Here is a 26,741-nt window from a genome sequence, read left to right as displayed (position 1 = left end):
TTGTGTATAAGAGACAGGCTCAATGAGCAGCCCTTTTGTTATCTATTCAATCGCCATATCAGTTAGCGATGAAGCGCCACTAGTTCAGCCATCATGTCGATGTGTGAGTCTCTGTCGTTCAGACACATAATGTAGCTAAAGTCCGAACCACCAGCGTCAATGAACGTCTCTTTACACTGGTCTGAAATCTCTTCCAACGTTTCCAAACAGTCAACCGAAAAGGCAGGTGCCATGATGTCGATCTTCTTGATGCCTTTACTCGGCAGTGACTCAAGTGTCTCGTCAGTGTATGGCTTCAACCACTCTTCTCGACCAAATCGCGATTGGTATGTCATGGTGATATCGTCCGCTAACAAACCTAACTCTGCCGCAAGCAGCTTTATTGTCGCTTCACAATGCTGAGGGTAGATATCGCCTTCATCAGCCAGTCGCTTCGGAATACCGTGGAAAGAACACACTAAATGATCGGCTCTGCCATTTTTATCCCAATGACTGCGGACGCTTTCAGCCAATGCTTTTGCATAGCTTGGGTGCGCGTAGTAGTCGCGAATAAAGCGATAGCTCGGGATAACTGGCATCTGCTTAAAGGCTTTGGTCAAACCATCAGAAACCGCCGCTGTGGTTGTGCCAGAGTACTGCGGATACAGAGGCAGTACGATGATGTCCTCAACGCCCTGCTCCATCAGTTGCTCAACACCAGTCTTTAGGCTTGGGTTGCCATAGGTCATACCCAGTGCAACAGGCATCTCTAGTTTTTTCTGGAGCTTTTCAGCTTGTCTTTGAGAGTACACAAGCAGTGGTGAGCCCTCATCCATCCAGACAGACTGATACAGCTTAGCAACTTTAGGCGAGCGAATCGGTAAAATCACGCCATGTAATATAGGACACCAAAGCCAACGCGTTAGGTTTACAACTCGCTTGTCGTGTAAGAATTCACTCAAAAATCGACGAACGCCAGCGGGGGTCGCCGCATCTGGCGTTCCTAAGTTCACCAGTAAAACGCCCTGCTTTTTATTATTTTCCATAGATACCTGAGACCAATATGTGATTTTCTGGAAAGTAATATACTAATCTGCATAAGTTTAAGATCATTGCGCCTCAATGAAAGTCTGAATAATCATTCTTCATATGAGATACACAACATCCACTCTCAATTGCTAGCCACTGCCGTCGGGTCTGAACCGTTCTGAATCATGTGCAATCAAGTTATATAGATTGGTATCGTACTAAAAATTGAAACAAAAAAAGCGACCCTTAAGGTCGCTTCCAATATATCAAATTCTAAAACTGGCTGTTAGCCAATTATGCTAGTGCTTTCTCAAGTTCTGCACTAACTTCAGCAACTTGCTTAGTACCATCAAACTTAAGGTACTGAGTGTTACCTGCTTCAGCTTCTTTACCGTAGTAAGAGATTAGCGGAGCTGTTTGATCGTGGTATACGCCTAGACGTGCACGAACTGTTTCTTCTTTGTCGTCATCACGTACCACTAGGTCTTCACCCGTTACGTCATCTTTACCTTCTTCTTTAGGCGGATTGTACACAGTGTGGTATGTACGACCAGAAGGAAGGTGAGCACGACGACCAGCCATACGCTCAACAATCACATCGTCAGCTACGTCAAATTCAACAACGTAATCAACAGCGATGCCCATTTCTTTTAGGCCATCAGCTTGTGGGATTGTGCGTGGGAAACCGTCTAGTAGGAAACCTTTCTCACAGTCATCTTGAGCGATACGCTCTTTGATAAGACCAAGGATAATTTCATCAGAAACTAGCTGACCAGCGTCGATTACTGATTTTGCTTGCTTACCAAGCTCAGTACCCGCTTTGATAGCAGCACGTAGCATGTCACCAGTTGAAATTTGAGGGATACCAAATTTGTTCATGATGAAGTTAGCTTGAGTACCTTTACCCGCGCCAGGAGCACCTAGAAGAATGATGCGCATGTTTAATCCTCTTATAAAATTATGATTTATACCGAAGCTCACTATCCCTCCATTCTTGCTCATTTTTAGGATGAACAGAAAGCGTTAAGTAACCATTGAGGCTAAGCAAAACTGTGAACAGAAGCAAAACGGTAAGTTTCGGTATAACGTTTAAAAATCATACAACTGGAGATAGTTGCTTCTTAGCCCCAGCTGATTAGGTCGAGCATTCTATCACATTAATATTCAATTTGGCTGAATTTACGACTAAAGAATGCATCGACAACATTTGTTTTGACGATAACGGTGACGTTGACCACGTAAGGTCAATTTTCAACGACGTTCATAAAAAAAAGCCCGCATTTGCGAGCTTTTTATTGTAATTGTTGGCTTAACCTAAAGTCGAAAGACTAACGCTTTGTTAGTAGCTCGTTGATTGCACCCAAGAATTGTGACGGATCTTCCATTGAGCCCTTTTCAGCCAGCATCGCTTGACCAAGTAGCAACTCAACCCAACGACCAAACGCTTGCTCGTCTGCTTCGTCAGCCATCTGTTTAACCAGTGCGTGCTCAGGGTTAATCTCGAAGATGTACTTCACTTCCGGTGCCGCTTGACCCGCAGCTTCAAGAAGCTTCGCCATTTGCGTGCCCATTTCGAAGTCGTCAGTCACAACAACCGCAGGTGTTGTTGCTAGCTTGAAGGTCGTACGAACTTCTTTAACACGACCACCTAGGTAAGATTGAGTGCGCTCTACAACAGATTTGAACTCTTCTTCTGTCTCTTTTTGCTTCTCTTTCTCTTCTTCACCTTCAAACTTGCTTAGGTCTAAGCCTGCTTTAGTGATCGATTGGAACTGTTTACCGTCGAAGTCAGTCAGGTAGTTCATTACGTACTCATCAATACGATCGTACATTAGAACCACTTCAATACCTTTAGCTTTGAACTGCTCCAAGTGTGGGCTGTTCTTAGCGGCAGCGTAGCTATCTGCTGTCAGGTAGTAAATCTTATCTTGGCCTTCTTTCATGCGCTCAACGTAAGATTCTAGGCTGATGGTTTGTTCAGCAGAATCCACTTCCGTTGACGAGAAACGAAGTAGACCAGCGATCTTCTCTTTGTTCGCCATATCTTCAGCCGGGCCTTCTTTCAATACTAGGCCGAACTCTTTCCAAAACTCTAGGTACTTATCATTGTCATTCTTCGCCATGCGCTCAAGCATAGTCAGTACACGCTTGGTACATGCGCCACGAAGAGACTGAGTTACCTTGTTGTCTTGCAGGATTTCACGAGACACGTTCAATGGCAGATCGTTTGAGTCAATCAAGCCACGAACGAAACGCATGTAAGATGGCATGAACTGCTCTGCGTCATCCATGATGAATACACGCTGCACGTAAAGTTTCAAGCCACTCTTGTGGTCACGGTTCATCATGTCCCAAGGTGCTTTCGCTGGGATGTAAAGCAGGCTTGTGTAATCGTTCTTACCTTCAACCTTGTTGTGGCTCCAGGTTAGTGGATCAGCAAAGTCGTGAGATACGTGTTTGTAAAACTCTTGGTACTCTTCTTTCTCGATATCAGACTTGTTACGAGTCCAAAGTGCTTGCGCCTTGTTGATCTGTTCCCAATGTTTCTCTTCGGTGTCTTTACCTTCGTCATCTTTCACTGCTGTGAAGATAGAAACAGGAATGCCGATGTGGTCAGAATATTTACCAATCACTTCACGCAGACGCCACTCATTTAAGAACTCTTTACCGTCTTCACGCATGTGCAGAACGATGTCAGTACCACGAGACTCTTTAGTGATGTCTTCGATTGTGTAATCGCCTTCACCTGCAGAGTGCCACTGAACAGCTTCATTGTTCGGCAGGCCAGCTGCACGTGTGCGAACCGTTACCGCGTCTGCGACGATGAATGCAGAATAGAAACCCACACCAAATTGACCAATCAGTTGAGAGTCTTTGCTTTGGTCTTCAGACAGCTTTGAGAAAAAATCTGCAGTGCCTGACTTAGCAATCGTACCTAAATGCTCAATAACGTTGTCGCGGCTCATACCGATACCGTTATCAGAAATGGTTAACGTGTTTGCTTCCGCGTTGAAAGAAAGTTTTACACCTAGATCTGCATCACCTTGGTAAAGGTCACCGTTCGATAGAGCTTGAAAACGAAGCTTATCAGCCGCGTCAGATGCGTTAGAGATCAGCTCACGTAGAAAGATTTCTTTATTTGAATACAGTGAGTGAATCATTAGATGAAGTAGTTGTTTTACTTCAGATTGAAAGCCACGAGTCTCTTTATTTTGCGTTGCCGTTTCGCTCATTTTTACTCCAAAACATCTATACTTTATGTTGAATAATCATAGGGGCGTAACACTTGATGCCACTCTTCTGTTCATTAACATGAGGATGACAAATGTAAATTCAAGGTCAAAAATCATAAAAACACTGTTTTTTTTATCTGTTTTTATTATCCTTGAGCCTGATAAATATAAAAGAACATAAAATAAGCCATGATTTGGTGAAGAATTAACGGAACTTCACCTGAGATTTGTCTATTTCGCCCCCCAAAACAATCCAAAATAGAAGAATTCAATGAGTAATATCGGCACAAAGTTTATTCTCGCACAACGGTTCGTATTCGACCCAAACAGCAATTCACTTGTCGATCAAATGAGCGACGGTGAAGTCGTACGTCTTGGTAGCAATGAAAGCCGCATTCTCTTGATGCTGTCAGAAAGGCCTAATGAAGTTATCACTCGTAATGAATTGCATGAGTATGTTTGGCGAGACCAAGGCTTTGAGGTGGATGACTCAAGCTTAACGCAAGCCGTATCGACTCTGAGAAAGATGCTCAAAGACTCGACTAAATCTCCTGAATTCGTAAAGACAGTACCGAAGCGCGGTTACCAATTTATTGCGACCGTTGAGCGCTCTGCGCCACTGTCATCAAATGATCAGCCAGTAGCCGCTGAAATTGCAGAAAATGACGTTGAACCTATCCTAACGTTTGCAACGCCTGCAGCGACTGAACAAGCAATCACTGACACATTTGAACCTGAGCCAATTACAAAAGTTCAACAAACTAAAGTGGCAGTAGAACCAGCAACCGCTCCTGTTGTAGCTCCGGCTAAAAGCACCAATAAATGGTTAACATTTTGGTTACTGCTTGCCGCTTTCATCATGCCGATTCTCGTTTTAACGTTTACTACCCCGGTGGAGTCCGAGTTCACGGTTTTGACTGAAGTGGATGGTGTAAAGGTTCAATCACCGGTTAACCACCCAGACCTCAGCAGTTGGCTGCCAGCAATAGAAAAGTGTGTATTAAGTTACAACACGAGTCACACTGGTGTGTTAAAGCCGGCTGAAGTGATCGCTACAGGAGGACAAACCAATAACCTTGCCCTCAATTACATTCACCCGCAAGATTACTCGAGCGAAAATGTAACCCTAAGAATTTACGCAAACCAGTCGGATGTAAACGACATTTGTAACGGTGGTAAGTAACATGAAATTAAAAGTATCGATTATCTTACTGGTTCTATCGGCATTTTTGAGTGGTTGGCTATATTGGAGCAGCAATGCAAAAGTAGAGCGCTTGCTCACTCAGCATGAATGGCAGTCGAGAATGGTGACGCTGATTAGCGATAACAAGCAAGCTGACTCAATAGGCCCACTTCGTAGAGTTGAACTATCATCGAATGCGAAATACCTACCAAATGGTACATATTTAAGAATGTCAGTGGTTAGACTGTACAGCACTCAAACTGCACCTGCGAATGTCATCAACATCTCTGAAACGGGTCAGTGGGATATTAACGATAACTACTTACTGATTTCGCCAACGGAGTTTAAAGATGTGACCTCGGCTGAGCGCCAAGACTTTTCAGAAGAACAGCTAGAGCTGATCACTCAAGTCATTAAGATGGACGCAGAGCAAAGCCGCCGCATAGATATTGTTAACCCGAAGGCACTGCTACTGACTAGCTTAAATCATGGTTCTACCGTATTGTTTTCAAACTAAGATTGGATCGCTATTTACTGTTTATGAATAGCTGAATACCATGAAACGGTAAACCAATAGAAAAAAGGGGCATGAAGCCCCTTTTTTGTTAGCCGTTGGTATCAAATTACGGATGTAGCATTTTAAGGATTAACCATGAAAACGGAACAACCTAATCTGGCGCCAGCGAAAGAGACAGCAACAAAAGCCACAATCGCGATACACTATTGCCGTCAATGCAATTGGATGCTTCGCTCTAGTTGGTTATGCCAAGAGCTACTGCATACCTTCAGCGAAGAAATTGAACAAGTGAGCTTACACCCAGACACAGGAGGCAGGTTCGAAATCTTTTGTAATGGTGTGCAGATTTGGGAAAGAAAAGCAGATGACGGTTTTCCAGAGGCGAAAGTTCTGAAGCAAAGAGTACGAAACATCATTGCTCCAGACAGAGATCTCGGCCACGTGGACTCAAAATAAGCCTTTCACAGCCGATCCAATGATTTAAAGCTGACCACTCACGAGAACATCACCTTCAAGGCTAATGACTTTGAAGGTATTGTTTTCATAGATGCCATAGCTTGCCGCGTGTCCCTCTCGTGGGAATGTCACCGAGCTAGGGTTAAAGATAAAGATGTCATCTTGGTATTCGGCGACAGGAATATGGGTATGACCGTGTGCAATGATATCGCCCGCCTTCAACGCAGGGCGTTTATTGGTGTTGTACAAATGGCCATGCGTTAGGAAGATACGCTGGCCTGATTCTAATAGCACCCACGAGTAATCCATCATCATTGGAAAAGACAACAACATCTGATCCACTTCGCTATCGCAGTTACCACGAACAGCAATGATCTCTTGAGAAAACGCATTCAACTTATCTGCAACCGCCGGCGGGTTATACCCTTCTGGGATCGGGTTTCTTGGTCCATGATTCAGAATGTCACCCAATAGAACTAAATATTGCGCACCAGACGCTTGGTAGAGTTCTAATACCTTTTCTGTTGCTGGCAGCGAACCGTGTAGGTCTGAAGCAAAAAATAATTTCACACGTACTTCTCCATAAAATTTATGAGCCTATTGTACGTATCTAAATGCTACACGTCATCTCTCGCCATACCGTTGATCACGATATTATTGTAACTAACCATACCGACTATCTTGTTATCACGAACTACTGGCGCACGACTGATACCAAAGCGTTCAAACAAGCGAGCGCAATACTTTACGTTCATCTCAGCAGACACGCTTAGCGCTGGCTTGGTCATGATCTCATAAACATTGGTTCGCTTTGGAGATCGGTTCTTAGCCAGTACTTTCTTGGCAATGTCATTCATCAATACGATACCGTATTCGTCATCTTCGTGGCGTTTATCGACAATGATTGCCTTCACTTTGTGCTTTTTAGCCATCTCTATCGCTTCTAACACCGTGGTTAGCCCATCGATAATCACATACGTATTGGCCATGACATCGCCTACTCGGATCTTTTCACTGGTACTCATAGCTCATCCTCCACAACCTTTGTTAACGTCTCGACTTGATGCGCAACCCCGACTGCGTCTTCGATATCGATCTGCACCGCTATACCTTGTCCTGACTCCTGGTCAAACTCACCGACTTCGCCAATAGTTTCAAGAATATGCCTCGCTAAGTGTTCCTCAACCACAAACAGCAACACATCTTTTTGTACCTCTAGCGTTAGGCCAAAGAAGGTGGTTTTTTGGTTTAAGCCTTGCCCTCTGGCGTTGTTAATCACCGTTGCTCCAGTCGCGCCCGCATCACGCGCGGCATCGAGCACAGTGTCGGTCTTGCTCTCTTCTACAAACGCTAAGATAAGTTTAAAGCGCATCTTTGCTCTCCTTAGAGGTGTGTAAACGGTTTAACCATTGTGTTATTTGGGCATAGCCCATCACTGAAATGATGGGAAATAAGCTGGCAAAGGCGATCAATCCAAAGCCATCAATGACAGGATTTCTTCCTGGTACGGTTGAAGCAAGTCCAAGCCCGAGTGCCGTCACTAAAGGGACTGTCACCGTTGATGTAGTGACGCCACCCGAATCGTAGGCTAATGGGATAATGAGTTTTGGGGCGTAAAAGGTTTGAATGACCACGACGACATAACCAAAAATGATGTAGTAATGGATCGGGTCACCCGCAACGATACGGTAGCTGCCCAGAGAGATACCGATAGCAACGCCCAATGCCACGGCGATCCTCAGCCCATTGACGCTGATACTGCCACCGGAAACTTGGTTCGCCTTAATCGCTACAGCTATCAAAGAAGGCTCGGCTATCGTGGTGCTGAAACCAATACAAAACGCAAACAGGTAAACCCAGTAATAATCAAACCAAACCAAAGCAAGACCAGAACTGATCTTAAACTCAGTCAAAAAGCTTGGCTCGGTGAGTTGCATTGCCATCGTCTCCCCTAGAGGGAATAACGCGAGCTCCAATCCCATCAAAAAGAGTGATAAGCCAAGAATGACGTAGAAGAAACCGATCAGCACTTTGGCTAGGTTATTGACTGGCTTTCGTAATACCGCCAACTGAAAACCGAAGATGATGATCGCAATCGGGATCACATCCATCACAGTGCCGAGAAAGGTGTCGATAAATTGTTGAACACTGATCATGTCACCACCATCCCGTACACCATGACAAACATCATCGGCAGCAACGAAGCAAACGCGATCAACCCAAAACCATCTATCATCGGATTACGCCCTTTAATTGCCGAGGCTAAACCCACCCCTAACGCAGTTACTAATGGGACGGTGATCGTCGATGTCGTTACTCCACCAGAGTCATACGCAATTCCAATGATGCTTTCCGGAGCAAATGCAGTGAGCACGACCACTCCAATATATCCACCGATGATCATGTACTGGATTGGCCAACCTTTTAAGATTCTCAGCACACCGAGTAAAATAGCGATACCGACTGACAGTGCCACAGTAAAGCGCAGGCCATTGGCATACTGCTCCATTTCATCTAACGTATTGGGGATTACACCTCCCTCAGCTGCCACTTCTGCGGCTTCGGCAGCGACTGCGGTTAACGCTGGCTCGGCTATGGTGGTACCAAAACCCAAACAAAAAGCGAAGATCAATAACCAGAACACACTCCCCTTTCTGGCAAATGCTTGAGCCATCGATTCGCCAATTGGAAACAACCCCATTTCAAGGCCAAAGATAAAGAAAGTGAGTCCAAAAACGACGAGCACTAAGCCAGTCAGAATAGATAAAAGATGAGGAAGTGGCTCTTGTAAGACAGCAAGCTGGAAGAAAGCGATTACCGCCACGATTGGCAATAGATCCCTCAGGCTACCTAACATGGATCGAAACAAAGCAAGCACCGCCGTCATCGCAATTCCTTGTCGCTGGTTATGAATTAATAATAATCATGGCAAATCCTTATCATTGCTTATGTGACAAATATTACGCAGTTGGTAACATATCCAAGTAAAGTGCATAAGTGTGATAACGGTACACATCCTGACTTGATGAATTTAATTTCACTCCTTTGTAAATTGAAAAAGGCGTAATTTGGGCATCACACGATTGAAACCTTATGATCGTTATAGTGATTTTTTCGTATTGATTGGCGACTAAAAACAAGCCATGTCTATAATTATGTTTAATAGGGAGATTGGTATGAAGATATTGTTAACGGGTGGTACTGGATTTATTGGCTCTGAATTGGTCAAGAGTTGGAACACTGACGACGTGACATTGCTGACGCGGAGTCCTGAAAATGCCAAGCAAAACCTAAATCACCTCAACCAGAACAACCTTCATTACATTCGATCCCTTGATGAGCTCAGTGATCTCAATGACTTTGATGTGGTGGTCAACCTCGCGGGTGAACCGATTGCCGATAAGCGTTGGAGTACAGAGCAAAAAGAGAGGATCTGTAACAGTCGCTGGCACATCACTGAAAAGCTGGTCGAACTAATTCATGCCAGTAGCAACCCGCCACACGCTTTTATTAGCGGTTCAGCCGTCGGCTACTATGGCGATCAACAGCAGCACCCGTTTGACGAGTCACTGCAAGTAGAAGATGAAAGCTTTCCTCATAAAGTCTGTGCCCACTGGGAAGAGATAGCCAAGCGAGCACAATCAGAAAGCACACGCGTGATACTACTGCGAACAGGGGTTGTACTTGGCGAGAATGGCGGCGCACTCAAGAAGATGCTATTGCCTTATAAACTCGGCGTCGGTGGTCCAATAGGTTCAGGTGAGCAGTACATGCCATGGATTCACATTCTCGATATGGTGAGAGCCATCAATCACTTGTTGTCTATCCCTCACGCTCAAGGGGAATTCAATATGTGTGCCCCTCACCCTGTGACCAACAAACTGTTCAGCAGCACGTTAGCGAAACAATTAGGCCGACCGCATTTCTTATTCACGCCGAAATGGGCAATGTCGATTCTCATGGGGGAATCATCTTGTTTGCTATTTGACAGCATTCGCTCCAAGCCGAAGAAACTCACTGAGATGGGATTCATCTTTAGTTACTCAAGAATCGAGCCAGCACTAAAAAACTTGTTACAACATCAAGACTAATTCTTTACCCTAGAGCGATAGAGACTCTAATAAAGGATTAAGTGTGAACAAGTCGATTCTGATTACCGGTTGCTCAACAGGTATTGGCTATACATGTGCTCATGCACTTCAAAAGCGTGGTTTTCATGTCATTGCATCTTGTCGTGATCCACAAGATGTTCAACGCCTTCAAGATGAAGGCCTCACCTGTATTCAATTAGATCTTTCCAACCAAGAAAGTATTGAGCATGGCGCCAAGCTTGCTATTGATCTCGCACCTAATGGATTGTATGGATTATTCAATAACGGTGCTTACGGTCAAGCAGGGGCACTAGAAGACTTACCGACCCAAGGACTCAGAGAACAATTCGAAACCAACTTCTTTGGTTGGCATCATCTCGTCTGTCAGATCCTTCCGCACATGCGCGAGCGTGGCGAAGGTCGAATCGTACAAAACAGTTCCGTATTAGGTTTTGCAGCCATGAAGTATCGTGGTGCTTATAATGCTTCTAAATTCGCGATTGAGGGTTGGACAGATACCTTACGATTAGAACTGCATGGCAGCGGTATACAGATCTCATTACTGCAACCAGGGCCAATTGAGACTCAATTTAGAACCAATGCCTTGAAAGCGTTCAATAAATGGATCAACATTTCTGGCAGCGCCCACCAAGACGCTTACCAACAACAAAAAGATCGACTCGAAAAAGAATCATCGAATAACGCTTTTGTCCTGCTTCCAGAAAGTTGTATTGAGCCGGTATTCCATGCTCTCACCGCCGACAAACCCAAGCTAAGATACCGAGTTACGACCCCGACTAAAGTGTTCGCGGTATTGAAAAGGATTCTACCGAGTCGCTTGCTAGACCCTATTTTGAGAAAAGCTGCATAAATTACTAACTTTGAATGCAGAGTCGCAAACTTTAATGTAACGATGTAATTTTTCCGTAACAATAAGATGTCATGATTATCCTATCCCATCAGTTATTCCCAATTGATGGTTCTACTCTGGAAATCTCATGACTTTAAACCGCCTTAATTGGGTAGGTGTGGGTCTGGCGATTACGTTGTTTATTCTGTTTTGAGTATCTCACGCAACGCCTCACTGACTACCTCGATGATAACGCTATGCCTTCCATGTTGAGATAACAATTATATCAACATCGAAGCATAGCGTTTTCCTATTTTTGGTTCTTTTTATCCGAGATAACCGAGTTAGATCTTGAAGTTACCGACTAATCCCCCCATATTTGCAACGTATCCACAAAACAAACCTCAAGGAACGTAAATGCAATCTCCGCATATTGTTGAACTTAATGAGCAGAACTTTCGTCAAGTATTAGAAGGTTCGATGCAGACCCCTGTACTCATCCATTTTTGGGCACCAATGAGCCAAGAGAGCGCCCAAGTCATTCCTGAACTGCAAACTTTAACTCAGCAATACAACGGTGCCTTCACCTTAGCCCTGCTCAATTGCGAACAAGAGCAAGCTATTGCTAGCCAGTTTGGTGTTCAAGCACTGCCCACTATTGCACTGTTTGTTAATGGTCAGCCAGTCGATGGGCTCGGTGGCCCTCAAAGCATAGAAGCTATTGTCGATATGCTCAGCAAACACCTTCCTAGCCAAGATGAACTTGCTTTGCGTCAGGCTCTTGAGCAAATGCAAGCTGGCGAGCACACACAGGCACTAGCAGCAATGCAGCAACTTCCAGCAGAGCTGACGAATAAAGGTGAAGTAAAACTGGCGATCGCAGAGTGTTTGTTAGAAACACAACAATTTGACCTTGCTGAAACTCAGCTAGCAACTATCCCTCTTGAGTACCAAGACAACTACTACAAAGGCTTAGTTGCAAAGCTTGAACTTCATAAACAAGCAGCAGACAGCCCTGAAATACAAGCATTAGAAGCCGCTCTTCAGCAAAATCCGAGCGACGCTAAAACAGCATCTGAATTAGCATTGCAATATCACCAAGTGAACCGCAGTGAAGAAGCTATGGATCTATTATGGTCTTTCCTAGCCAAAGATCTTAATGCTCTCGATGGTGACATGAAGAAAGAGTTCATGGACATCTTGAGTGCGCTTGGACAAGGTAACCCAGTTGCCAGTAAGTACCGTCGACAACTGTACTCTCTGCTTTACTAGTTAAACCTAAAAAGCCGTAGATTAAACATCGAAAATTGACAATTCAATCAATTAGTTTATCGCATAATAGAATGTAAAATGGGCCATAAAATCAATGATTTATGGCCCATTTCTCGTTTATAAATTTGCTCAGAATTTAAATATGAGCCAGTATCAATACTGAACTATCAAAAACTCAAACTTGCAAAGGATTTTGTATGCCTATTGATACCTTGATTACTATCGGCGTCTTTACTGCCGTCGCACTGTTATTTATCTTCGCTGGCGTAAAAACCGTTCCACAAGGCAACAACTGGACCGTTGAACGCTTCGGGCGATACACACACACCCTTAAACCGGGTCTTAACTTAATCATTCCATTTATTGATAAAGTTGGACAGCGCATCAGCATGATGGAGCGTGTTCTCGACATCCCAGCACAAGAAGTCATCTCCAAAGATAATGCAAATGTGGTTATCGATGCGGTTTGTTTTGTTCAAGTTATCGACGCGCCTAAGGCAGCTTATGAAGTGAATGACCTTGAACATGCGATCCGTAACTTAACCCTCACCAATATCCGTACTGTGCTTGGCTCGATGGAACTGGATGAGATGCTGAGTCAGCGTGACATGATCAATACCAAGCTACTGAACATCGTTGATGAAGCGACAAACCCTTGGGGCGTAAAAGTCACCCGTATCGAAATTAAAGACGTACAGCCACCAGCAGACCTTACTGCTGCGATGAATGCCCAGATGAAAGCCGAGCGTAATAAACGTGCTGATATCTTAGAAGCAGAAGGTGTACGACAAGCTGAGATCTTGAAAGCAGAAGGCCACAAGCAATCAGAGATCCTGAAAGCAGAAGGTGAGAAGCAAGCGGCAATATTGCAAGCAGAAGCCCGTGAGCGTGCCGCAGAAGCAGAAGCTAAAGCGACAGAAATGGTATCAACGGCAATTGCTCAAGGTGACATGCAAGCGGTCAATTACTTCATTGCACAAGGTTACACCGACGCATTGAAATCTATAGGCCAAGCTGAAAACGGCAAGATCATCATGCTACCACTCGAAGCAACTGGCCTTATGGGTTCTGTAGCGGGTATCGCGGAGATGTTTGCACATAAGAATGACAAAGGTAGTAAGGACTAACTTATGGTCGAATTACTAGAACAAGTAAACCACTGGCATTGGTTAGCATTTGGTCTAGCACTGCTTGCGCTTGAGCTAATTGGAACCGCTGGTTACTTTTTATGGATAGGCATATCTGCCATGCTGGTCGGTGCCCTATTAGGAGCATTACCAATTGGTTGGCAGATGCAATGGCTGTCCTTTGCTAGCTTCTCTCTTATTACCACTTGGTTGTGGTGGAGAAGACAACTCTCGAATGACAAGCAATCGGATGCAGGGCGAGAGTTAAACCAAAGAGAAAAGCAATTGGTAGGTCAAACCGTTATTTTAAGTGAAGACGTAAAGAAAGGTAGCTGTCGAATTAAGTTCGGTGACTCTTCTTGGTCAGCAAAGGCCAGTCAAGATATTCCATCTGGAACCGAAATTAAGATTGTCGCTTTAGACGGAATCGTTCTAATAATAGAACCTTTATAAACAAGAGCTATATGAAGCCTGCATTTTCAATAAATGCAGGCTTTTTCTATTTTTGAACCTTAATAATATTCGAATTATCATTGCGATAGATTGAATTGAAAAAAAAATAAGTTCTTATTTCGTAAAGCTAAAAAGTTTGATTGAGCTAAAAAGGTATAAGAAAGCCAGATTTCTTACCCAATATATATATGAATAGTTAACCTTACTCTCGCTTATTTATAATCATTAAAAATGTTAAGTCCGTCCAATTTTTGAAATTTTCTTTTCCTTGTCCATACTTTCAATTATCTCAATTAGAGATAAACCTAATGGAGTTTGTATGAGACATTTTTTAATAATTCTAACGGCTATTTTCAGCTTGTCATTTGGAAGCGCTCTAGCGAGCAGTCAGTCTCCTGGTAACGGAAACATGGGGCCTATCGTTAAGTGTTCAGATGGTAACGCAGTCACTCATGTACCACTGTTGATCTGTAAACATTACGGCGGAAAGGTGCTGTGATAGGTACTGTGATAGGTGATTAAAGTCAGGCTAGTAATGAAATTGCTGCCTGACGATTATTTAGAACTGGAATAACCTAACTGCGGCCAGATAGATTATTCAAGATAGGACATTCCGTTGAAGTATCTCCAGGGCAGTCATGTACCCAAGATTGTAGCTGCACCTTCATCTTGTTTAACTCCGCAAGCTTCAACTCTATTTCATCTAACTTCTGAGTAGCCTTCTTCTTTACTTCGTAGCTTTGTCTGTTGGGATTCATTGCCAACTCAACCAGTGACTTACACTCATCGAGAGTGAAACCAACCATTTTAGCTCTCAAAACGAACTCTAACTGTTCGATATGAATCTCGCCATATTGCCTGTAACCATTTTCTGATCGGTGCGGTGGGCTCATCATGCCTTTACTTTCGTAAAAACGAATGGATTTCGCTGTTGTACCAACACGCTTCGCTACTTCACCAATATTCACAATCTTACCTGTAAGCCTAAAATGAAAAACCGCAGTACTGCTGTTATACAATACTGCGGCTGAAAAACATAGCTAGGGTGTAACGTTAGAAACTTACTCTTGTTCTAACAACCAAATCATAGTTTGAGATTTTTCTTCACTGTCTAGCTTATTGAACCAGTATGAAACCATTTCGATCTCTTTTGAGCCTTCTAGTAATGCTGGGTTAGCGTTCTTACGGTTCTTGAATGCCCAATCTGTTACTGCAGATTGCTCTTCTTTGGTTGCTTCACCATACCAGTAATTCACCATCTCTTGTGCTTGTGATGCTTTTGGCTCTTCAGCAACTACTGCTGCTACTGGAACAGCCGCGACTGGAGCAACCGCGATAGCTGTATGATTATTTGCACCGTTATAAATTGTGTCGATATACGCCTTTGGTACGATAAAAGTCGTGCTCATGACTGAGTTTTGGCCTTCAAGCGTAAATTCTAAATTCTTTTGTCTTGCTTGCTGAATATCAGCGTCACTTAATGGAAACTTAATATATTGAGTCTTAGTACAGTGCTCGCTGCAGCTTTCTCTTGGTACTTGTCTATCTTCTAATTCTATCGTTTTACCAAAAAAACTAACCGTTTCGTACTCTTTGTAACTTTGGAAGTAACTCACGTCCATAGTAATTGAAGATTCTGGGGCAGTATTTGGTGTTACTTCTTTATTGTATGTAAAGTAAAGCGACGACTTGAGAATGTCTGCGCCTACATTTGCTCTATTTTCTGCTACGTAAGATTGACCGGTTACTTTAATGTAACCACCTTTGGGCTGCACATCCGCCACTGAATCTGCAAAATTACTTTTTGAATCGAGTGAACTACAAGCTCCCAAAAATAATGATAATACAACTACACTAACTTTATTCATTATGACTAATTCCTTATGTTCACTATGGAAAAACGCTGGCAAAATAATTTACCAGCGTTTTGATTTTATTTAACTATTTTTAAGCTGATAACTTTAGCTTAGAAACCGTACTCAAGACCAACGCGAGTTACGATATCTGTATCAGCGTCGCCAACAGTACGACCCGCAACACGTAGGTAAGGTACGAAACCGTTGTGAACAGCCATTAGCTGACCAGAGATAGTGTTGCTATCTGAGTTAGCTTCTTTCTTACCGTTAAGTTCAGATTCTAAGTTCGCTGCGTAACCCAGTTTAAAGCCGATTGGACCGTTCCAGTATTGACCAATAATTGAGTAAGAATCTTGTGTTTGCTTACGGATGCCGTTATCTAGCTCTTCGCCTTTATATGCTGCAGCGAAACCGAAACCTGCTGGTAGGCTAGCTTCGAAACCAACAATGTATGCGAATGTATCATCATCGTAACCAGCTACTTCAGGAGCCTGTTCTGGGTTACCGTTTTCATCAAAAGACCAATCACCACCAGACGCGGCAACGACACGAGTACCAGATTCAACCGCACCCATTAATGTTACTTTCTCGAAGCTGTACTTAGCACTTGCGCCAACAAAGTTTGCGTCACGAGTTGCTGCACCACCACCGTTGTCGTTATCGTCACGACCAACAGAAGCTGCAAAAGAGAAACCGCCAAATTTAGCTGAATCGTAACGAACTTGGTTAGATTGACGATCGTAGTGACCGTTGATGCCGCCCCAATCGAATACAGAACCTAGACCAGGGTTAGAGAATGGCCAGTCGACGATTTCGTATAGTGGAGTAAGAACACGACCCACACGCAGGTTACCCCAAGAGCCAGAAGCACCAACGAACGTATCACGGAAACCAAGCACACCGCCTGAAACGCCGCCATGACCCCAGTCTGTGCTATCTACGTAGCCAGATTCAATCTGCATTGTGATTAATACGTCATCAAACATCTCTTTATGAGCACGGAAGCCGATACGAGATTCATTCTCTACAGCGTAACCAGTACTAGAGTCGTTGTTGTCAGTTGTGTTGTAGTTAACTAGAGAGATAGCTGCAACACCGTATACGTCAACGTTGAAATCAGAGTTGATACCAACTTCTTTCGCCATTACGCCTGTCGATAAAAGTGCAACGGATGCACCTAGTAGAGTACGTTTGAAAATTTTGTTTTCCATGGAATAAAACTCCTAAAAATGGATATAGCTGTTTGAATATTCCCCGCCTAAAGTTGGCCGCCGTAGAGAGAAATACCTTTTCTTGTTTGAGAACCCTAAACTCTGAATTCTCTATTTCCTTTCTGGTTATACACATCATGTGCATCCATGGCATTAAGACTAACTTCGCCCTCAAAAAGATCAATGAGAACTTAATTTTCATCTAAAAAAATATGAGTTGGTGCAAATTTAATAGGTACTTAGTGATCCAGATCGATAAATAGAAAAATCCTCACCAAAACAAAATCAATACCAATAAATTCAACAACTTGAGGTAATTATCACTTTGTAAAAATAGATATGAGTCGCATTTTTGATACAACTACAATGGTATTTCATTAATGTTGAGCAGCGTCACTGTCCTGATTTTAGAGTTCGTATAGGAACAAAATTCTCAACAATTAAAAAGCCCTCATTTTTATATCAGAAACAAAAAAGGCACTCCCTTGAAAGGAGTGCCTTTGAGCTTTTTTTATCTGTATTTACTTACGAAATAAGGGCTATTAGATCTTCTTCTGTTCTTATTTCGATACCTAAATCTTGTGCTTTAGTTAATTTAGAACCCGCAGCTTCACCGGCAAACAAGATGTCCGTTTTCTTCGATACGCTACCCGTCACTTTCGCACCTAATGCTTGTAACGCAGCTTTAGCTTCACTTCGACCTAATTGCGACAATGAGCCTGTTAACACAACCACTTTACCTTCTAACGGTAGATCTTGGTCATCCGCAACAGCTTCGATTGCAGGCCAGTTAACACCAAGCTCTAGCAACTGCTCGACGACCGCTCTGTTTTTCTCTTGTGAGAAGAAGCTGGTGATATGGCTAGCAACGATGTCACCAATATCTGACACTTCAACTAATTGTTCATGAGTAGCTGCTTGAACCAGTTCCAACGTCTTAAAGTGTTGCGCTAAGTTCATCGCTGTCGCCTCACCGACTTCACGAATACCGAGTGAATAGAGGAAACGCGCTAACGTCGTGTCTTTAGCTTTATTCAACGCACTCACGACGTTCTGTGCCGATTTAGGCCCCATTCGGTCAAGAACAGTAATCACGCCAGCACTTAGCTTAAATAAATCAGCAGGTGTTTCGACCATTTCACGGTCCACAAGCTGCTCAATAACTTTCACGCCCAGTCCATCAACGTCTAGCGCCTTTCTCGACACAAAGTGCTTAAGCGCTTCTTTACGCTGTGCCTGACACACTAGACCGCCAGTACAACGCGCTACAGCTTCCCCCTCGACACGCTCAACCGTAGAGCTACATACAGGGCAAGCATCAGGGAAAACAATGTCTCTAGCCGTTTCAGGGCGACGATCTAGTACAACAGCCACAATTTGCGGAATAACATCACCTGCACGGCGAATAATAACGCTGTCGCCTACCTTCACGCCTAAACGCGCAATCTCATCGGCATTGTGTAAAGTGGCATTGCTGACTGTCACGCCACCAACGAAGATAGGTTCAAGTTTAGCAACCGGCGTAATAGCACCAGTACGGCCCACCTGAAATTCAACGTCATTGAGCAGTGTAATCTCTTCTTGAGCTGGAAACTTATAAGCAATTGCCCAACGTGGCGCTCTAGCAACAAAACCAAGCACTTCTTGAGCCGCGATATCGTCGACTTTGATAACAACGCCATCAATCTCGTAAGCCAGAGCATCACGACGAGTCATAATATCTTGGTAATAGGCTTTCACGTCTTCGAGAGAGCTCAGTTGCTTAGTCTCAGGGCACATAGGTAAGCCCCAACCTTTAAGCTGTAAGAAGCGTTGGTAGTGACTATTTGATAGCTCAGCGCCTTGTACAACACCGACGCTGTATGCGTAGAAAGCCAATGGACGTTTCGCTGTAATACGTGAATCAAGCTGACGCAGGCTACCTGCAGCGGCATTACGTGGGTTAACAAAGACTTTCTCGCCTTTCTTCAACGCCATCTCATTCAACTTATCGAAACCCGCTTTTGGCATAAACACTTCGCCACGAACTTCAATACGCTGCGGCCAGCTTTCACCTTGCAACTTAAGTGGGATAGAGCTGATAGTACGCACGTTTTCAGTGATGTTTTCACCCGTCGCACCGTCACCACGTGTCGCTGCCTGAACTAAGGTACCATTCACATAGAGTAGGCTAACGGCAAGGCCATCAAGCTTAGGTTCACAACAGAAAGTCTTGAGGTTAGCGGTTGGCGCTCTATCAGACATTCGCTTATTGAACGCATCCAAATCTTCATCAGAGAAAGCATTGTCCAGAGAAAGCATTGGGATCTCATGAGTCACTTGAGTGAAACCATCGAGAGGCTGACCACCAACACGTTGGCTCGGAGAATCTACCGTCACTAGTTCCGGGTTCTCTTCTTCGATCTTTAGCAATTGCTGCATTAATCGATCGTACTCGACATCAGGGATCTCAGGGCTATCTTCTACGTAATAACGAACGGCGTGATAATGCAGAGTTTCTCTTAACTGCTCTAAGGTAACTTGAATCGATTCTTTCATATCATTCTCTATCGTGATTGAAATATCAAAAAGGGCTCCCTTAGGAGCCCTTTTCTATAAATATAGATTATTTACAAGGCTAAACAATACGGCTAGGCATTCGATGCCGTCATAAAGTCTCTGATTTGCTTGCGGTAGTCAGATAAACGGTTTGGTGTCATTAAGTTGCGTGACTCATCCAACACGTTTCCGCCCATATCGTCAGCAATTTTCTGCGCCGCACTCAGCATCACATTGAAGTTTTGATCAGCTTGACCATAACAAGGCAACGTCATAAAGAACGAAATACCTTTAGTCGTGAAGTCAGCAGGATCATCATGTTCTAGCGTTCCTGGCTGCATCATGTTTGCAACGCTGAAAATAACCTTTGGTGCATCTGTAGATTGTGCAAAGCAGTGGTAAATAGACATCTCACCATAAGTTAAACCGTTGTTCTCCATGCTGCGGAAAAGTTCAGTCCCAACGAATGGGATCTCTCCAGCACAGTGAACATTAAGAACGATCACTTCTAAACCAAGTTCTTCATCTGGTTTTGCTTCTTCAACAGTCGCACTTTGCGGAGTCACGACTTCTTTCGCAACAACGGGCTCTCTTTGAGTAAGCGTTTCGTTTGGAACGACTGGCTCATCAACTGTTTCAGAAGGCTCTTCAAACGAACCGTACTGCACTTTAAAGCCGGCATGGTTTTCTTTTTGCTCGTCAGTCAACTCAAAGCTTGGAACTTCAGGCTCAACGTCCTTCTCTTCCTCAATCACTTCAGGTTCACTTTCAACCTTAATTGGGTCTTCTACGCTGAAAGAAGGAAGATCATTTAATTCGATATCATCTTCGTAAGCTTCTTTCGCTTGTGGCGCTGTTAGCGGATCTGAGTCGATCAGCGGATCAGTATCAGAGGGTGAAACAGCAAAATCCGGCTCTTTACGTTCTTTTCGGATTATCTCAAAATCATCTTCTGGGGCGAATGAACGGTTTGGAATAGTTTCTGCTTCATCTAAGCTGTCGTTATCAAGCTTACCGAGCGGCTTATCTCCAAACTTTGCTTTCCCTTCTTTTTTACTCGTCCATAGACCATGGAACAATAATGCGGCGATAGCTAATGCGCCAACAATAATGAGTACAAATCGCAATTCCTGCATTTTTCGCTCTCAGCTTTCTTAGTCAACTAGCTATAAACACGCTGTCACTAAGTTGGGTTAATTTGGCTAATCTCACTACTCTATCAAAAGTAGCCACTGTTTTAGAACAACTTAATACAATTAGTTCCTTACATGGTGTGATTTTCACCACGCTTTTTTTCTTAATTTCGGTCGAGTACACTAGACATGTTTGCTATTTAACCAAATTCACATGTGACCTAATTTAAATATGACTATTGAATCTGTTCCCCGCTCCGGCTTTGGCTATTTTATTTTCGGAATAAAAATCGCTTTGTCGCCGAGCATTCGTAAGTTTGTACTAATGCCACTTATCGCGAACGTGTTACTCGTTGGTGGTGCCTTGTTTTATATCTTCTCCAACCTAAACACTTGGATTGAAGGTTGGATTGGTGCATTGCCAAGTTTCTTGTCGTGGTTGTCATACATTTTATGGCCATTACTTGTGTTAACCGTCTTGGCCACATTCTCGTACTTCTTTAGCACGCTCGCTAACTTCATTGCCGCACCGTTCAACGGTTTACTCGCGGAAAAAGTTGAAGAGTTGTTGAGCGGTAAAAAAGTTAATGACGATGGTTTACTTGATGTCCTCAAAGATACCCCACGTATATTAGCGAGAGAATGGCGCAAGCTTGTCTACATTCTGCCAAAAGCGATCGGTTTATTCCTACTTTTGTTAATTCCAGCACTAGGGCAAACCGTTGCTCCGTTTTTATGGTTCATTTTCACAGCATGGATGTTAGCGATTCAATACGCCGACTACCCGTTCGATAACCATAAAATCAAATTTGATGACATGAGAAACAATTTGAAACAAAAACAAGGCAAGAGCTACAGCTTTGGCGCGCTTGTTTCTGTGTTCACCACAATTCCAATTCTAAACCTGATCGTAATGCCCGTTGCCGTTTGCGGCGCGACGGCAATGTGGGTTGCTGAGTTTAAAGACCAAGCTCTGCGTTCTCGTCTATAGTTCTCGTCTCTAACCCTTTCTACACTTCCTAGTTTCGCCTATCTTTTTGAAGTTCTGATTTCAATAAAGATAGGCGTCAATTCTGCTACATATCTATATGATATAACTTTTTAATCCTTTTACCTTTTTTTCAACTTGTTTAATCTAAATTCAAGCTGAACAAACATCGAAAGACACTAGACGGTAAAGTGATTGATATACTACGTTTAGTTCTGTCATTAAATGAAGGAATATCGCATGAGCAAGATCTACGAAGACAACACCCTAACGATTGGTAACACACCTCTAGTCCGCCTTAACAAAGTAAGCAAAGGTAACGTCCTAGCTAAGATCGAAGCTCGTAACCCAAGCTTCAGTGTTAAGTGCCGTATCGGTTCTAATATGATCTGGGAAGCAGAAAAAGCAGGTACTCTGAAGCCAGGTATCGAGCTTGTTGAACCTACCAGTGGTAACACAGGTGTTGCACTTGCATTCGTAGCAGCAGCACGCGGTTACAAACTAACGCTAACTATGCCTGAATCAATGAGCCTAGAACGTCGTAAGCTGCTTAAAGCGCTTGGCGCAAACCTTGTGCTAACTGAAGCACCAAAAGGCATGAACGGCGCGATTGCTAAAGCAGAAGAGATTGTTGCTTCAGACCCAGACAAATACCTACTACTTCAACAGTTCAACAACCCTGCTAACCCACAGATTCACGAGCAGACGACTGGTCCTGAAATTTGGGAAGCAACAGACGGCGAAATCGACGTGTTTGTAGCGGGTGTTGGTACGGGCGGTACTATCACTGGTACGAGTCGTTACATTAAAGGTGAAAAAGGCAAAGCGATTACTTCAGTCGCGGTTGAGCCGGCTGAGTCTCCAGTGATTGCACAGGCACTTGCAGGTGAAGAAATCAAACCAGCTCCACACAAAATTCAAGGTATCGGTGCAGGTTTCATCCCTGGAAACCTAGATTTAGAGATTATTGACCGTGTTGAATCGGTAACTTCTGAAGAAGCGATTGAGATGGCTCAACGCCTAATGAAAGAAGAAGGTATTCTTGCAGGCATCTCATCTGGCGCGGCAGTTGTAGCAGCAAACAGAATCGCCGAACTACCTGAATTTGCAGGAAAAACTATCGTTACTGTACTACCAAGCTCTGGTGAGCGTTACCTAAGCACAGCCCTATTTGCTGGCATCTTTACGGAAAAAGAGAACCAACAATAATATGTGGTCAAATCAATTTTTCGTCCAAAAAAGCCCCGTTTAGGGGCTTTTTTGTTGATCCCTGCCCCACCTTTGGTAATATCAGGTCTGTTTTATTTTTCGCTTCAAAATAAAAGAAGCAATAAACAAATTCTGAAAGTCATGAGTACTCAGCAAAAGACGACCATGGCTGGATAAAAATTTATAACCAGTCTAAGTTCTAACACGAACATGGCGTACTAGCCTCTAGCGCATTTGGGCTAAAGCAGTTAAGCTAATCTGGTTACAAACTTACAAAAAATAAATTAATTGGGGTATATAAAATGTACGAGAAGCAAGTAGAAATCACAGCAGAAAACGGTCTTCACACTCGTCCAGCTGCACAGTTCGTTAAAGAAGCAAAATCTTTCGACGCTGACATCACAGTGACTTCTAACGGCAAAAGCGCTAGCGCGAAAAGCCTGTTCAAACTACAAACTTTAGGCCTAGTAAAAGGTACTAACGTTACTATTTCAGCTGAAGGTCCTCAAGCTCAGCAAGCAGTAGACCACCTAGTTGCTCTTATGGATCAACTACACTAATACGGTCTCCTTCTTTCAAAGCCATTTTGCATAGCAAAGTGGCTTTGTTCGAAATAGATAGGAATAAGCGCGACATTAGTCGACGACTTAAAGTCACACACTCTCCCGTTTACAGTTGAACAACTAAGGTAAGGCTATGATTTCAGGCATCCTAGCATCTCCCGGTATTGCTTTCGGTAAAGCACTACTACTTCAAGAAGATGAAATTGTCCTAAACACTCAATCTATCTCTGACGACCAAGTTGAAGCAGAAGTACAGCGTTTCTTTGACGCTCGTAACAAATCTTCTCAACAGCTTGAAGTTGTTAAGCAAAAAGCACTTGAAACTTTTGGCGAAGAAAAAGAAGCAATCTTTGAAGGCCACATCATGCTGCTTGAAGATGAAGAGCTAGAAGAAGAGATTTTAGCACTCATCAAGAAAGAAAAAATGCACGCAGACAACGCGATCCACACTGTGATCGAAGAGCAAGCTTGTGCGCTTGAATCTCTTGATGATGAGTACCTAAAAGAACGTGCAACTGATATCCGCGATATCGGTACTCGTTTCGTTAAAAATGCTCTAGGCATCAACATTGTGTCTCTATCAGACATCAGTGAAGAAGTTATCCTAGTAGCTTACGACCTAACGCCATCTGAAACTGCACAAATCAACCTAGACTACGTTCTTGGTTTCGCTTGTGACATCGGCGGTCGTACATCTCATACTTCAATCATGGCACGTTCTCTTGAGCTTCCAGCTATCGTTGGTACTAACGATATCACTAAGCAAGTTAAGAACGGCGACATGCTTGTGCTAGACGCGATGAACAACAAAATCATCATCAACCCTTCTGAAGCTGAATTAGCAGAAGCTAAGAAAATCAAAGCAGATTTTGAAGCAGAAGCGGCTGAACTAGCAAAACTAAAAGATTTGCATGCTGAAACTCTAGACGGTCACCGTGTAGAAGTTTGCGGCAACATCGGTACAGTAAAAGACTGTGACGGTATCCTGCGTAACGGCGGTGAAGGCGTTGGTTTGTACCGTACTGAATTCCTATTTATGGACCGTGACGCGCTTCCTACTGAAGAAGAGCAATACGTTGCTTACAAAGAAGTAGCAGAAGCAATGGAAGGCGAGTCAGTGATTATCCGTACTATGGATATCGGTGGCGACAAAGACCTACCATACATGGACCTTCCACAAGAGATGAACCCGTTCCTAGGCTGGCGTGCAGTACGTATCAGCTTGGATCGTCGTGAAATCCTACGTGACCAACTACGTGGCATCTTACGTGCATCTGCACACGGTAAACTACGTATCATGTTCCCAATGATCATTTCTGTTGAAGAGATCCGTGAACTGAAAAAAGCAATCGAAGAGTACAAAGTTGAACTTCGCGCTGAAGGCCTAGCTTTCGATGAAGAAATCGAAATCGGCGTAATGGTTGAGACTCCAGCAGCTGCTGCAATCGCACACCACCTAGCGAAAGAAGTATCTTTCTTCTCTATCGGTACTAACGACCTAACGCAATACACTCTTGCGGTAGACCGTGGTAACGAAATGATTTCTCACCTATACAACCCACTATCTCCTGCTGTCCTTACAGTAATCAAGCAAGTGATCGACGCATCACACGCTGAAGGTAAGTGGACTGGTATGTGTGGTGAGCTTGCTGGTGATGAGCGTGCAACGCTACTTCTACTTGGTATGGGTCTAGATGAGTTCTCTATGAGCGGTATCTCTATCCCTAAAGTTAAGAAAGTAATCCGTAACTCTAACTTCGCTGAAGTTAAAGCTATGGCTGACGAAGCACTATCTCTACCAACAGCTGCTGAAATTGAAGCTTGCGTAGAAAAGTTCATCGCTGAGAAAACTCAGTAATCGCCAATCGCTTAATAACGTTAGACGGCTAAAAATAGTCGTCTAATTTGTTAGATTGGTATAGTATATTCTACAGAATAAAACTAAACGTTAGGAGCATGACACAATGGGTCTGTTTGACAAACTGAAAAAGCTTGTATCTGATGACAGCGCTGATGCTGGTGCAATCGAAATCATCGCACCTCTTTCTGGTGAAATCGTAAACATCGAAGATGTGCCAGATGTAGTTTTCGCTGAAAAAATCGTTGGTGACGGCATCGCGATCAAACCAGCTGGCGACAAAATGGTAGCTCCAGTTAACGGTACTATCGGTAAGATCTTCGAAACTAACCACGCATTCTCTATCGAGTCTGACGACGGTGTTGAGCTTTTCGTTCACTTCGGTATCGATACTGTTGAACTTAAAGGCGAAGGCTTCACTCGTGTAGCTGAAGAAGGTCAATCTGTTAAAGCTGGTGACACTATCATCACTTTCGACCTAGCGCTTCTAGAAGAGAAAGCGAAATCTACGCTTACTCCAGTTGTTATCTCTAACATGGACGAAATCAAAGAGCTGAACAAGCTTTCTGGTTCTGTAACTGTTGGCGAAACTCCAGTTCTTAAAGTAACTAAGTAATCTCGATTACTTATCTGCTTTAATTAAAACGCTACCTAAGGGTGGCGTTTTTTGTGCCTGTTAAATAGCTCAAGTTCCTTGATTACTACTCCTCACCTTGCTGAAAACAACCCCTCAATAACCCACAGTGATACCCAACTCTTAATTACCAACATAACCCTACATTGTTATTAAACCACGTTAAGCGAGATCCTAAGCGAAGTTTCCACACGATGACCACGCAGTGTTAATTTCGACAAGCACCCGGACTTTGATATCTCATAAAGCAGATTCCTGATACCTCGTTCTACTCGGTTCTGGAATGACGGCATCTACACTTGTCAACTTATGATTAACCCGTCATTCCCTACAGTGAGGAACGAACGTGATAGGGAATCTCGCTTTTGCTTCTGTTTACCCGCACTACACTTTTCCAAATACACCTTCACCAAATTTCAGGCAATAAAAAACCCAGCCGAAGCTGGGTTTGTTTAGCGCTCATCTCTCACCACGAGCTAATTTGTGGAAGCCTTACGTTAACGCTTTGTCTCAACAACACTTATAGTCAACGTGGCTTTTCAATCGATTAACCTAGTAGGC

General features: G+C 43.5%; 27 protein-coding genes. 14 read left to right on the top strand and 13 right to left on the bottom strand.

The features are described from left to right. Nucleotides 1-62: 62 nt before the first annotated feature. From hemH to htpG, 3 genes are all read right to left on the bottom strand, one after another. Entirely contained in the window at nt 63-1,025 is a 963-nt protein-coding gene (gene hemH / locus AB4583_RS18960; RefSeq protein WP_372118770.1) for a ferrochelatase, read from the bottom strand. A 277-nt stretch (nt 1,026-1,302) separates the two neighbouring features. Then, nucleotides 1,303-1,947: an adenylate kinase gene (adk, locus tag AB4583_RS18955; RefSeq protein WP_017062200.1), complete on the bottom strand. Its 645-nt coding sequence runs from the start codon at nt 1,945-1,947 to the stop codon at nt 1,303-1,305. A 389-nt stretch (nt 1,948-2,336) separates the two neighbouring features. Beyond that, on the bottom strand, nt 2,337-4,241 hold the full coding sequence (gene htpG / locus AB4583_RS18950; RefSeq protein ID WP_017062201.1) for a molecular chaperone HtpG: 1,905 nt from the start codon (nt 4,239-4,241) through the stop codon (nt 2,337-2,339). A gap of 271 nt (nt 4,242-4,512) precedes the next feature. Between htpG and AB4583_RS18945 the strand changes: the two genes are divergently transcribed. From AB4583_RS18945 to AB4583_RS18935, 3 genes are all read left to right on the top strand, one after another. Further along, on the top strand, nt 4,513-5,424 hold the full coding sequence (locus tag AB4583_RS18945) for a transcriptional regulator (protein WP_017063403.1): 912 nt from the start codon (nt 4,513-4,515) through the stop codon (nt 5,422-5,424). A gap of 1 nt (nt 5,425) precedes the next feature. Further along, complete coding sequence (locus AB4583_RS18940; RefSeq protein ID WP_017068993.1) at nt 5,426-5,941, top strand: regulatory protein ToxS; 516 nt, start codon at nt 5,426-5,428, stop codon at nt 5,939-5,941. A gap of 135 nt (nt 5,942-6,076) precedes the next feature. Beyond that, entirely contained in the window at nt 6,077-6,397 is a 321-nt protein-coding gene (locus tag AB4583_RS18935) for a SelT/SelW/SelH family protein (protein WP_017062204.1), read from the top strand. A 24-nt stretch (nt 6,398-6,421) separates the two neighbouring features. Here the strand turns inward: AB4583_RS18935 and yfcE are convergent, their stop codons facing one another. Genes yfcE through AB4583_RS18910 form a run of 5 tightly spaced genes read right to left on the bottom strand, consistent with a single transcriptional unit; the run spans nt 6,422 to nt 9,284 of the window. Beyond that, a complete protein-coding gene (gene yfcE, locus AB4583_RS18930; protein WP_017068995.1) occupies nt 6,422-6,967 on the bottom strand; it encodes a phosphodiesterase in 546 nt (181 codons plus the stop codon). A gap of 47 nt (nt 6,968-7,014) precedes the next feature. Further along, the gene (locus tag AB4583_RS18925) at nt 7,015-7,422 is read right to left on the bottom strand and encodes a CBS domain-containing protein (protein WP_017062206.1); all 408 of its coding nucleotides are present in this window, start codon (nt 7,420-7,422) and stop codon (nt 7,015-7,017) included. Next, nucleotides 7,419-7,769 (bottom strand): P-II family nitrogen regulator, encoded by a 351-nt coding sequence (locus AB4583_RS18920; RefSeq protein ID WP_017062207.1) that lies wholly within the window; start codon nt 7,767-7,769, stop codon nt 7,419-7,421. The genes AB4583_RS18925 and AB4583_RS18920 overlap by 4 nt, the downstream gene beginning before the upstream one ends. Further along, the gene (locus tag AB4583_RS18915; RefSeq protein WP_017066002.1) at nt 7,759-8,553 is read right to left on the bottom strand and encodes a DUF1538 domain-containing protein; all 795 of its coding nucleotides are present in this window, start codon (nt 8,551-8,553) and stop codon (nt 7,759-7,761) included. The genes AB4583_RS18920 and AB4583_RS18915 overlap by 11 nt, the downstream gene beginning before the upstream one ends. Then, nucleotides 8,550-9,284 carry a DUF1538 domain-containing protein gene (locus AB4583_RS18910; protein ID WP_017068997.1) on the bottom strand — a complete coding sequence of 245 codons (735 nt, stop codon included), beginning with the start codon at nt 9,282-9,284 and terminating at the stop codon, nt 8,550-8,552. Before AB4583_RS18910 ends, AB4583_RS18915 begins: the two co-directional genes overlap by 4 nt. 289 nt (nt 9,285-9,573) lie before the next feature. Here AB4583_RS18910 and AB4583_RS18905 point away from each other — a divergent pair, with 289 nt between their 5' ends. The 6 genes from AB4583_RS18905 (at nt 9,574) to AB4583_RS18880 (ending at nt 14,689) form a co-directional block, all read left to right on the top strand. After that, nucleotides 9,574-10,488 carry a TIGR01777 family oxidoreductase gene (locus tag AB4583_RS18905; protein WP_372051544.1) on the top strand — a complete coding sequence of 305 codons (915 nt, stop codon included), beginning with the start codon at nt 9,574-9,576 and terminating at the stop codon, nt 10,486-10,488. A gap of 43 nt (nt 10,489-10,531) precedes the next feature. Beyond that, nucleotides 10,532-11,359 carry an SDR family oxidoreductase gene (locus tag AB4583_RS18900; protein WP_372051546.1) on the top strand — a complete coding sequence of 276 codons (828 nt, stop codon included), beginning with the start codon at nt 10,532-10,534 and terminating at the stop codon, nt 11,357-11,359. A gap of 396 nt (nt 11,360-11,755) precedes the next feature. Beyond that, on the top strand, nt 11,756-12,610 hold the full coding sequence (locus AB4583_RS18895; protein ID WP_017061924.1) for a co-chaperone YbbN: 855 nt from the start codon (nt 11,756-11,758) through the stop codon (nt 12,608-12,610). Between the two features lie 197 nt (nt 12,611-12,807). After that, complete coding sequence (locus tag AB4583_RS18890; RefSeq protein WP_017063395.1) at nt 12,808-13,737, top strand: SPFH domain-containing protein; 930 nt, start codon at nt 12,808-12,810, stop codon at nt 13,735-13,737. Nucleotides 13,738-13,740: 3 nt separating this feature from the next. Next, nucleotides 13,741-14,190: an NfeD family protein gene (locus AB4583_RS18885; RefSeq protein ID WP_017061926.1), complete on the top strand. Its 450-nt coding sequence runs from the start codon at nt 13,741-13,743 to the stop codon at nt 14,188-14,190. 319 nt (nt 14,191-14,509) lie between these two features. Next, a complete protein-coding gene (locus tag AB4583_RS18880; protein ID WP_017061927.1) occupies nt 14,510-14,689 on the top strand; it encodes a hypothetical protein in 180 nt (59 codons plus the stop codon). A gap of 76 nt (nt 14,690-14,765) precedes the next feature. Here AB4583_RS18880 and cueR read toward each other — a convergent pair whose 3' ends face one another. The 5 genes from cueR to zipA all read right to left on the bottom strand — a co-directional run bounded on the left by cueR (nt 14,766) and on the right by zipA (nt 20,931). Beyond that, on the bottom strand, nt 14,766-15,158 hold the full coding sequence (gene cueR / locus AB4583_RS18875; RefSeq protein ID WP_017061928.1) for a Cu(I)-responsive transcriptional regulator: 393 nt from the start codon (nt 15,156-15,158) through the stop codon (nt 14,766-14,768). Between the two features lie 93 nt (nt 15,159-15,251). Continuing rightward, nucleotides 15,252-16,058 carry a DUF2057 family protein gene (locus tag AB4583_RS18870; protein ID WP_017068999.1) on the bottom strand — a complete coding sequence of 269 codons (807 nt, stop codon included), beginning with the start codon at nt 16,056-16,058 and terminating at the stop codon, nt 15,252-15,254. A 98-nt stretch (nt 16,059-16,156) separates the two neighbouring features. Then, nucleotides 16,157-17,257, bottom strand: coding sequence for a porin (locus AB4583_RS18865; protein ID WP_017069000.1), 1,101 nt, complete (start codon nt 17,255-17,257; stop codon nt 16,157-16,159). Between the two features lie 525 nt (nt 17,258-17,782). Next, nucleotides 17,783-19,795: an NAD-dependent DNA ligase LigA gene (ligA, locus tag AB4583_RS18860; RefSeq protein WP_372051549.1), complete on the bottom strand. Its 2,013-nt coding sequence runs from the start codon at nt 19,793-19,795 to the stop codon at nt 17,783-17,785. A 92-nt stretch (nt 19,796-19,887) separates the two neighbouring features. After that, the gene (gene zipA / locus AB4583_RS18855) at nt 19,888-20,931 is read right to left on the bottom strand and encodes a cell division protein ZipA (RefSeq protein ID WP_017061932.1); all 1,044 of its coding nucleotides are present in this window, start codon (nt 20,929-20,931) and stop codon (nt 19,888-19,890) included. Nucleotides 20,932-21,160: 229 nt separating this feature from the next. On the opposite strand from zipA, the gene cysZ reads away from it, so the two are divergent. From cysZ to crr, 5 genes are all read left to right on the top strand, one after another. Further along, nucleotides 21,161-21,919 (top strand): sulfate transporter CysZ, encoded by a 759-nt coding sequence (gene cysZ, locus AB4583_RS18850; RefSeq protein WP_029235129.1) that lies wholly within the window; start codon nt 21,161-21,163, stop codon nt 21,917-21,919. Between the two features lie 237 nt (nt 21,920-22,156). Beyond that, entirely contained in the window at nt 22,157-23,125 is a 969-nt protein-coding gene (gene cysK, locus AB4583_RS18845; RefSeq protein WP_017061934.1) for a cysteine synthase A, read from the top strand. Nucleotides 23,126-23,427: 302 nt separating this feature from the next. Next, nucleotides 23,428-23,685 carry an HPr family phosphocarrier protein gene (locus AB4583_RS18840; RefSeq protein WP_004734263.1) on the top strand — a complete coding sequence of 86 codons (258 nt, stop codon included), beginning with the start codon at nt 23,428-23,430 and terminating at the stop codon, nt 23,683-23,685. A gap of 136 nt (nt 23,686-23,821) precedes the next feature. Then, nucleotides 23,822-25,546, top strand: coding sequence for a phosphoenolpyruvate-protein phosphotransferase PtsI (ptsI, locus tag AB4583_RS18835; RefSeq protein ID WP_017063391.1), 1,725 nt, complete (start codon nt 23,822-23,824; stop codon nt 25,544-25,546). A gap of 106 nt (nt 25,547-25,652) precedes the next feature. Further along, nucleotides 25,653-26,162: a PTS glucose transporter subunit IIA gene (gene crr, locus AB4583_RS18830; RefSeq protein WP_004737851.1), complete on the top strand. Its 510-nt coding sequence runs from the start codon at nt 25,653-25,655 to the stop codon at nt 26,160-26,162. Nucleotides 26,163-26,741 lie beyond the last annotated feature (579 nt).

The organism is Vibrio sp. 10N.222.49.C12 (assembly GCF_041475025.1).
Lineage (GTDB): Bacteria > Pseudomonadota > Gammaproteobacteria > Enterobacterales > Vibrionaceae > Vibrio > Vibrio crassostreae_C.
The sequence above is the reverse complement of the archived record's forward strand: the minus strand, read 5'-3'. Positions and strand labels throughout refer to the sequence as shown.

Bases quoted from the DNA above. Each gene is read 5' to 3' on its own strand.
- crr (WP_004737851.1), top strand. From the start codon at position 25,653: ATGGGTCTGTTTGACAAACTGAAAAAGCTTGTATCTGATGACAGCGCT.
- AB4583_RS18945 (WP_017063403.1), top strand. From the start codon at position 4,513: ATGAGTAATATCGGCACAAAGTTTATTCTCGCACAACGGTTCGTATTC.
- AB4583_RS18865 (WP_017069000.1), bottom strand. From the start codon at position 17,257: ATGGAAAACAAAATTTTCAAACGTACTCTACTAGGTGCATCCGTTGCA.
- AB4583_RS18840 (WP_004734263.1), top strand. From the start codon at position 23,428: ATGTACGAGAAGCAAGTAGAAATCACAGCAGAAAACGGTCTTCACACT.
- cysZ (WP_029235129.1), top strand. From the start codon at position 21,161: ATGACTATTGAATCTGTTCCCCGCTCCGGCTTTGGCTATTTTATTTTC.
- AB4583_RS18935 (WP_017062204.1), top strand. From the start codon at position 6,077: ATGAAAACGGAACAACCTAATCTGGCGCCAGCGAAAGAGACAGCAACA.
- AB4583_RS18885 (WP_017061926.1), top strand. From the start codon at position 13,741: ATGGTCGAATTACTAGAACAAGTAAACCACTGGCATTGGTTAGCATTT.
- hemH (WP_372118770.1), bottom strand. From the start codon at position 1,025: ATGGAAAATAATAAAAAGCAGGGCGTTTTACTGGTGAACTTAGGAACG.
- zipA (WP_017061932.1), bottom strand. From the start codon at position 20,931: ATGCAGGAATTGCGATTTGTACTCATTATTGTTGGCGCATTAGCTATC.
- AB4583_RS18940 (WP_017068993.1), top strand. From the start codon at position 5,426: ATGAAATTAAAAGTATCGATTATCTTACTGGTTCTATCGGCATTTTTG.
- adk (WP_017062200.1), bottom strand. From the start codon at position 1,947: ATGCGCATCATTCTTCTAGGTGCTCCTGGCGCGGGTAAAGGTACTCAA.
- AB4583_RS18905 (WP_372051544.1), top strand. From the start codon at position 9,574: ATGAAGATATTGTTAACGGGTGGTACTGGATTTATTGGCTCTGAATTG.
- htpG (WP_017062201.1), bottom strand. From the start codon at position 4,241: ATGAGCGAAACGGCAACGCAAAATAAAGAGACTCGTGGCTTTCAATCT.
- AB4583_RS18915 (WP_017066002.1), bottom strand. From the start codon at position 8,553: ATGATCAGTGTTCAACAATTTATCGACACCTTTCTCGGCACTGTGATG.
- AB4583_RS18920 (WP_017062207.1), bottom strand. From the start codon at position 7,769: ATGCGCTTTAAACTTATCTTAGCGTTTGTAGAAGAGAGCAAGACCGAC.
- AB4583_RS18890 (WP_017063395.1), top strand. From the start codon at position 12,808: ATGCCTATTGATACCTTGATTACTATCGGCGTCTTTACTGCCGTCGCA.
- AB4583_RS18910 (WP_017068997.1), bottom strand. From the start codon at position 9,284: ATGACGGCGGTGCTTGCTTTGTTTCGATCCATGTTAGGTAGCCTGAGG.
- AB4583_RS18880 (WP_017061927.1), top strand. From the start codon at position 14,510: ATGAGACATTTTTTAATAATTCTAACGGCTATTTTCAGCTTGTCATTT.
- AB4583_RS18870 (WP_017068999.1), bottom strand. From the start codon at position 16,058: ATGAATAAAGTTAGTGTAGTTGTATTATCATTATTTTTGGGAGCTTGT.
- ptsI (WP_017063391.1), top strand. From the start codon at position 23,822: ATGATTTCAGGCATCCTAGCATCTCCCGGTATTGCTTTCGGTAAAGCA.
- ligA (WP_372051549.1), bottom strand. From the start codon at position 19,795: ATGAAAGAATCGATTCAAGTTACCTTAGAGCAGTTAAGAGAAACTCTG.
- cysK (WP_017061934.1), top strand. From the start codon at position 22,157: ATGAGCAAGATCTACGAAGACAACACCCTAACGATTGGTAACACACCT.
- AB4583_RS18895 (WP_017061924.1), top strand. From the start codon at position 11,756: ATGCAATCTCCGCATATTGTTGAACTTAATGAGCAGAACTTTCGTCAA.
- AB4583_RS18925 (WP_017062206.1), bottom strand. From the start codon at position 7,422: ATGAGTACCAGTGAAAAGATCCGAGTAGGCGATGTCATGGCCAATACG.